Below are 7,151 nucleotides of genomic sequence, written 5' to 3' on the forward strand. Positions count from 1 at the left end.
GAATCGGGGCGTTTGAGTAATGCGAAGCTGCTTACTCGACGGCTTTAACCATGTCTTCGATGACTTTCTTGGCGTCGCCGAAGACCATCATGGTTTTGTCCAGGTAGAACAGTTCGTTGTCCAGACCGGCATAGCCGCTGGCCATCGAGCGCTTGTTGACGATGATGGTCTTGGCTTTGAATGCTTCCAGAATCGGCATGCCGGCAATCGGCGATTTCGGATCGTTCTTGGCCGCGGGGTTGACCACGTCGTTGGCGCCCAGTACCAACACCACGTCGGCCTGGCCGAACTCGGAGTTGATGTCCTCCATCTCGAACACTTGGTCGTAAGGCACTTCGGCCTCGGCCAGCAACACGTTCATGTGGCCCGGCATACGACCGGCAACCGGGTGGATCGCGTATTTCACGGTCACGCCGCGGTGTGTCAGCTTCTCGGTCAGTTCTTTCAGCGCATGCTGAGCTCGCGCAACCGCCAGGCCGTAGCCCGGGACGATGATCACGGTGTCGGCGTTGGTCAGCAGGAAGGTCGCGTCGTCAGCCGAACCGGATTTCACCGGACGAGCTTCTTTCGCGCCTGCGGGACCGGCGTCGGCTGTGTTGCCGAAACCGCCGAGCAGAACATTGAAGAAGGAGCGGTTCATCGCCTTGCACATGATGTACGAGAGGATCGCACCGGACGAACCTACCAGCGAGCCGGCGATGATCAGCATCGAGTTGTTCAGCGAGAAGCCGATACCCGCCGCCGCCCAGCCGGAATAGCTGTTGAGCATCGACACGACCACTGGCATGTCGGCGCCACCGATCGGGATGATGATCAACACGCCCATCACGAACGCCAGTGCGAGCATCAGCGCAAACGCGGTGAGGTTGCCGGTGAACATGAAGGTCAGGCCGAGTGCCAGTGTCGCCAGGCCCAGTACCGCGTTTAGCTTATGCTGGCCGGTGAACTGTACAGGTGCGCCTTGGAACAGACGGAACTTGTACTTGCCCGACAGCTTGCCGAACGCGATGACCGAACCGGAAAAGGTGATTGCACCGATGGCTGCGCCGAGGAACAGTTCCAGGCGGTTACCTGCCGGGATCGAGTCGCCCAGTTGCTTGACGATACCCAACGATTGCGGCTCGACCACCGCCGCAATGGCGATGAACACTGCGGCCAGACCGATCATGCTGTGCATGAACGCTACCAGTTCCGGTATCTTGGTCATTTCAACGCGCTTGGCCATGATCGAGCCAGCGGTGCCGCCGATCAGCAGGCCGACAATTACGTAACCGATACCCGCCGTGGCTAGCTCGGCGCCCAGCTTATAGATCAGGCCGACCGTGGTCAGGATCGCCAGCGCCATGCCGAGCATGCCGAACAGGTTACCGCGACGCGAAGTGGTCGGGTGCGACAGGCCTTTGAGGGCCTGAATGAAGCAGATCGACGCGATCAGGTAGAGCGTCGTTACAAGGTTCATGCTCATTACTTCGGCGCCTCTTCTTTTACGGCTTTCGGGGCTTTTTTCTTGAACATCTCAAGCATGCGGCGGGTGACCAGGAAGCCACCGAATACGTTTACCGCGGCCAGGGCCACCGCCAGGGTGCCCATGGTTTTACCCAGTGGTGTGACGGTCAAGGCGGCAGCGAGCATGGCGCCGACGATCACGATCGCCGAGATGGCGTTGGTCACGGCCATCAGCGGCGTGTGCAGCGCAGGCGTAACGTTCCAGACCACGTGGTAACCGACATAAATCGCCAGCACGAAGATGATCAGGTTGTAGATACCGGGGGAGATAAGCTCTTCCATCGTCTGAATCCCTGCTTAGGCGTTTTTGCGGATGACTTGGCCGTCGCGGCACATCAGGCACGCGGCGACGATGTCGTCTTCGAGGTTGATCTCGAACTGGCCTTCCTTGGTGAAGACCAGCTTCAGGAAGTCCAGCAAGTTGCGGGCGTACAACGCCGAAGCGTCAGCTGCCACTGCACCGGCCAGATTGGTCGGGCCGACAATGGTCACGCCGTTCTCAACGACCACTTGATCGGCCACGGTCAGCGGGCAGTTACCACCTTGGGCGGCGGCGAGGTCGATGACCACCGAGCCTGGTTTCATCTGCGCCACGGTTTCCGCGCTCAACAACGTCGGAGCCTTGCGACCTGGAATCAGAGCGGTAGTGATGACGATGTCAGCCTGTTTGGCGCGTTCGTGTACGGCCACGGCCTGGCGCTGCATCCAGCTGGCCGGCATAGGGCGTGCGTAACCGCCAACACCGACGGCGCATTCACGCTCTTCATCGGTCTCGTACGGCACGTCGACGAACTTGGCGCCGAGGGACTCGATCTGTTCCTTCACCGCAGGACGCACGTCAGAGGCTTCGATCACCGCACCCAGGCGTTTTGCCGTTGCAATCGCCTGCAACCCGGCAACGCCGGCACCGAGAATCAGCACGCGCGCCGCTTTCACGGTTCCCGCCGCCGTCATCAGCATTGGCATGAAGCGCGGATAGTGGTGAGCAGCCAGTAACACAGCCTTGTAGCCGGCAATGTTGGCTTGCGACGACAGCACGTCCAGGCTCTGGGCGCGGGAAGTACGTGGTGCCGCTTCCAGCGCGAACGCGGTAATGCCGCACTCGGCCATCTTGGCGATGGTTTCATTACTGAACGGATTGAGCATGCCCACCACAACGGTGCCGCTCTTGATCAGTGCGAGCTCGCTGTCGCTGGGGGCGACTACTTTAAGAATCAGCTCCGCACCAAACGCATCATTGGCGCTGCCAATGCTTGCGCCTGCCGCTTCATAGGCACTGTCGACAACACTGGCATTAATGCCGGCGCCGCTTTGTACAGTGACCTTATGACCCTGGCCGATCAGTTTCTTGATGGTTTCCGGGGTTGCAGCAACCCGTGTTTCACCGGTCTGGGTTTCGAGAGGAACACCAATGTGCACGTCAAATCTCCTGCGTGATCTTATTGAGTAAACCCATGCACTACGGATGGTGCGGCTGGGGCGGCCGATCAGCACGATCCCGCCAAATCAGGGCGGGGCGCGGCATTTTGCAGGCGAACTTTGTGCCCTTCAAGGGATTATGACGGGTGACGGAAAATTAACTACAAGTCACCCCGTGACCGAATGTCGCAACCCACGGGTTCAATCCCTTGCAGGCCGTGCCTTGCAAGGATTCTGGCCGAAATTGAAGAATTTACACATCGGCCATATGAATGATGCGGCATCGCCTCTGAATAGTGGCGCAAAGCCGCGTGTTCAGGCGCTTGTGGGACGGTTGTACTGCTTCTCGGAACAGTTTGCGGTTATGCGACATATCCTTATATCTGTAGGGTTTTTTATTTGCTGACTACGGGGTCAGTTAATGGTGCTAAGCCTTTATCCTTCTAGGCTGTAGCTATGTGCCTGAGTGACCAGCCAATCTCGAAAAGCTCTCAAAGACGCAGATTCGACCTTTCGATCAGGAATCATCAGGTAATAAGCCTTGATGCTGGAGAGTGCCTGGTGGTTGGCGATGACCAGGCGCCTCTCGGCCAGTTCACGTTGAATCAGGAACGGCGGGATCAAGGCAATGCCCATGTCGTGCATCGCCGCCTGGGCGAGCATGGAGAATAGCTCGTAGCGCGCACCTGTCATGTCGCGAGGGATATTCAGATGTTGGGAGTTGAACCACTGTCTCCAGGCGTAAGGCCGAGTGGTTTGTTGCAGGAGGGGGAGGTCGGCGATTTCGCTTGGGCTCAGATGGTTCTTTTTTCCGAGCAGGCCGGGGCTGCATACGGGCATCGGATTTTCGCCCATCAGCCGGTGGGATTCTGTACCCGACCAATCGGCGTCGCCGAAGTAGATCGCGGCATCGAAGTCTGTATCGGCAAACAGGAAAGGACGCGTGCGGTTCGTCAGGTTGACTGTTACTTCCGGGTGCTTTTGCTGAAAGTCTTTAAGCCGCGGCAGCAACCATTGGGTGCCGAAGGTTGGCACCACGGCCAATTCAATGACGTTGGCTCCCTGCTGGCCCATCACTGACAGCGTATCGCGCTCGACGGCGTCGAGTTGGGTGGCAACCCGGCGGCTGTAGGAAAGCCCGGCTTCAGTCAACTTCACGCCACGCCGGGAACGTCGGAAGAGTTCCACGTTGAGGAACTCCTCAAGGCTGGCGATCTGTCGGCAAATCGCTCCTTGGGTCAACGATAGTTCTTCGGCTGCCTTGGTAAAGCTTTCGTGTCGCGCTGCGGCTTCAAAACTGATCAGAGCAGTTGTGCTGGGTATCTTCCTGCGCATGTACGTCAACCTCACTAATACATCGCCTTAAATGCGTTATGCGACATTTCGGAGTGAGAAATTAGCACAACAGTATGCGAAATCCTCGTTTGCCGAGACGCCGAACCCGGCCTAGGATCAGTCCACGTTATTTGACCCGTTTCGAGAGGACACACTCATGGCCGGTAAAGCTAGCTTCAACTGGATCGATCCTTTGCTGCTGGATCAACAGCTCACCGAAGAAGAGCGCATGATTCGCGACACCGCTGCGCAGTTCGCCCAGCAAAGTCTCGCGCCGCGCATTCTCGAGGCGTTCCGCCATGAAAAAACCGATCCGGCGATCTTCCGTGAAATGGGTGAAGTGGGTCTCTTGGGCGCAACCATCCCCGAGCAGTACGGTGGTAGCGGTCTGAACTACGTCAGCTACGGTCTGATCGCCCGTGAGGTCGAGCGCATCGATTCTGGCTACCGTTCGATGATGAGCGTGCAGTCTTCGTTGGTGATGGTGCCCATCAATGAATTCGGCACTGAAGCGCAGAAACAGAAATACCTGCCGAAACTGGCCTCGGGAGAATGGATCGGCTGCTTCGGTCTGACTGAGCCTAACCACGGTTCCGATCCGGGCGCGATGATTACGCGTGCACGCAAAGTCGAAGGCGGCTACAGCCTGACCGGCAGCAAGATGTGGATCACCAACAGCCCGATCGCCGATGTGTTTGTGGTCTGGGGCAAGGACGATGCGGGCGATATCCGTGGTTTCGTACTGGAGAAGGGCTGGAAAGGTCTGAGCGCTCCGGCAATCCACGGCAAGGTTGGCTTGCGCGCTTCGATCACTGGCGAAATCGTCATGGATAACGTGTTCGTGCCTGAAGAGAACATCTTCCCGGATGTCCGTGGCTTGAAAGGTCCTTTCACCTGCCTCAACTCCGCGCGTTATGGCATTTCTTGGGGAGCGCTGGGCGCTGCCGAGTTCTGCTGGCACACCGCACGCCAGTACACCCTGGACCGTCAGCAGTTCGGTCGCCCATTGGCTGCCACTCAACTGATCCAGAAAAAACTGGCCGACATGCAAACCGAGATCACCATGGCGCTGCAAGGCTGCCTGCGTTTGGGGCGCATGAAGGATGAAGGCACGGCGGCGGTCGAAATCACTTCGATGATGAAGCGCAACTCGTGCGGCAAGTCCCTGGACATCGCGCGTATGGCTCGCGACATGTTGGGCGGCAACGGCATCTCCGACGAATTCGGCGTTGCCCGTCATCTGGTCAACCTGGAAGTGGTCAATACCTATGAAGGTACGCACGACGTCCACGCGCTGATCCTTGGTCGTGCGCAAACCGGCATTCAGGCGTTCTATTAATAGGAGAACGTCCATGGGCGCGCTTTCGCATCTGCGGGTACTGGATTTATCGCGGGTACTGGCCGGGCCTTGGGCCGGGCAGATTCTTGCCGACCTCGGTGCCGAAGTGATCAAGGTCGAGCGTCCGGGCAATGGTGACGACACGCGCGCCTGGGGGCCACCCTTCCTAAAGGACGCCTACGGCGAAAACACCAGCGAGGCCGCCTATTACTTGTCGGCCAATCGCAACAAGCAGTCCGTCACCATCGACTTCACGCGCCCGGAGGGGCAGAAGCTGGTGCGTGAGCTGGCGGCCAAGTCAGACATCCTGATCGAGAACTTCAAGGTGGGAGGTCTGGCGGCTTATGGGCTGGACTACGAAACTCTCAGGGCGATCAATCCGGATCTCATCTACTGCTCGATTACCGGGTTCGGCCAGACCGGGCCGTACGCCAAGCGCGCGGGTTATGACTTCATGATCCAGGGGCTGGGCGGCCTCATGAGCCTGACGGGGCGACCCGAAGGCGAGGAGGGTGCCGGGCCGGTGAAGGTGGGCGTGGCGCTGACGGATATCCTGACCGGGCTCTACTCGACGGTGGCAATTCTTGCTGCGCTTGCGCATCGGGATCATGACGGCGGTGGCCAGCATATCGATATGGCGCTGCTGGATGTGCAGGTGGCCTGTCTTGCCAACCAGGCGATGAACTACCTGACGACGGGCAATGCGCCGAAACGCTTGGGCAATGCTCATCCGAACATCGTGCCTTATCAGGATTTTCCTACGGCCGATGGCGACTTTATCCTTACCGTGGGGAATGACGGCCAGTTCCGCAAATTCGCGGAGGTGGCGGGGCAGCCTCAGTGGGCAGATGATCCTCGGTTCGCAACTAATAAGCTGCGGGTGGCAAACCGGGCAGAGCTGATTCCACTGATTCGTCAGGCGACGGTATTCAAGACCACGGCTGAATGGGTCGCGCAGTTGGAGCGGGCCGGTGTGCCGTGCGGACCGATCAACGATTTGGCGCAGATGTTTGCCGATCCGCAGGTCAAGGCACGGGGGCTGGCTATTGAATTGCCGCATGCACTGGCGGGGATGGTGCCACAGGTGGCAAGCCCGATTCGCCTGTCCGAGACACCGGTAGAGTACCGACATGCCCCGCCGTTGTTGGGTGAGCATACGCTGGAAGTTCTGCAGCGGGTGTTGGGGCTGGATGCCGGGGCTGTGGTCGCCTTGAAGGAGGCGGGTGTGCTTTGAGGGCGGTTTCTATATAGAAGCAACGGCTTTGCAGTCTCTGGGTGAGCCGTTTTCAGGTCTTTCGTAAGTTATTGATAGAAAAACCAAATCAGTGCTTGACGGCAAATCTCAGGTGTCTATAATTCGCCCCACTTCCGGCGCAGTCGAAGCGGAAAACTCCTTGGTAAACAATGAGTTACGTAGTTTTCGGCAGCAGGTTGCTTCAGTTCATCGAAGCCAAAAGGAAGTTGAAAAAGAGGTGTTGACAGCAGCGTGTAACGCTGTAGAATTCGCCTCCCGCTGACGAGAGATCGAAAGCGCAAGTGGTTGAAGTTGTTA

Annotated in this window: 6 protein-coding genes; 2 read left to right on the forward strand and 4 right to left on the reverse strand. The window is 58.3% G+C overall.

Features of this window, described 5'->3' with window-relative positions:
• Positions 1 to 31: 31 nt before the first annotated feature.
• The 4 genes from KVG88_RS17585 to KVG88_RS17600 form a co-directional block, all read right to left on the reverse strand.
• Entirely contained in the window at positions 32 to 1,465 is a 1,434-nt protein-coding gene (locus tag KVG88_RS17585; protein WP_217872130.1) for an NAD(P)(+) transhydrogenase (Re/Si-specific) subunit beta, read from the reverse strand.
• Positions 1,465 to 1,788, reverse strand: coding sequence for an NAD(P) transhydrogenase subunit alpha part 2 (locus tag KVG88_RS17590; protein ID WP_003187010.1), 324 nt, complete (start codon positions 1,786 to 1,788; stop codon positions 1,465 to 1,467). The genes KVG88_RS17585 and KVG88_RS17590 overlap by 1 nt, the downstream gene beginning before the upstream one ends.
• A gap of 15 nt (positions 1,789 to 1,803) precedes the next feature.
• Positions 1,804 to 2,925: a Re/Si-specific NAD(P)(+) transhydrogenase subunit alpha gene (locus tag KVG88_RS17595; protein WP_217872131.1), complete on the reverse strand. Its 1,122-nt coding sequence runs from the start codon at positions 2,923 to 2,925 to the stop codon at positions 1,804 to 1,806.
• 435 nt (positions 2,926 to 3,360) lie between these two features.
• Complete coding sequence (locus KVG88_RS17600; RefSeq protein ID WP_150704220.1) at positions 3,361 to 4,260, reverse strand: LysR family transcriptional regulator; 900 nt, start codon at positions 4,258 to 4,260, stop codon at positions 3,361 to 3,363.
• 157 nt (positions 4,261 to 4,417) lie between these two features.
• On the opposite strand from KVG88_RS17600, the gene KVG88_RS17605 reads away from it, so the two are divergent.
• Both KVG88_RS17605 and KVG88_RS17610 read left to right on the forward strand, forming a co-directional pair.
• On the forward strand, positions 4,418 to 5,599 hold the full coding sequence (locus KVG88_RS17605) for an acyl-CoA dehydrogenase (protein WP_077047085.1): 1,182 nt from the start codon (positions 4,418 to 4,420) through the stop codon (positions 5,597 to 5,599).
• A gap of 13 nt (positions 5,600 to 5,612) precedes the next feature.
• Positions 5,613 to 6,833: a CaiB/BaiF CoA transferase family protein gene (locus tag KVG88_RS17610; RefSeq protein ID WP_217872132.1), complete on the forward strand. Its 1,221-nt coding sequence runs from the start codon at positions 5,613 to 5,615 to the stop codon at positions 6,831 to 6,833.
• Positions 6,834 to 7,151: the final 318 nt, after the last annotated feature.

Origin of the sequence: Pseudomonas azerbaijanoccidentalis, assembly GCF_019145495.1 — a bacterium.
Classification (GTDB): Bacteria; Pseudomonadota; Gammaproteobacteria; order Pseudomonadales; family Pseudomonadaceae; genus Aquipseudomonas; species Aquipseudomonas azerbaijanoccidentalis.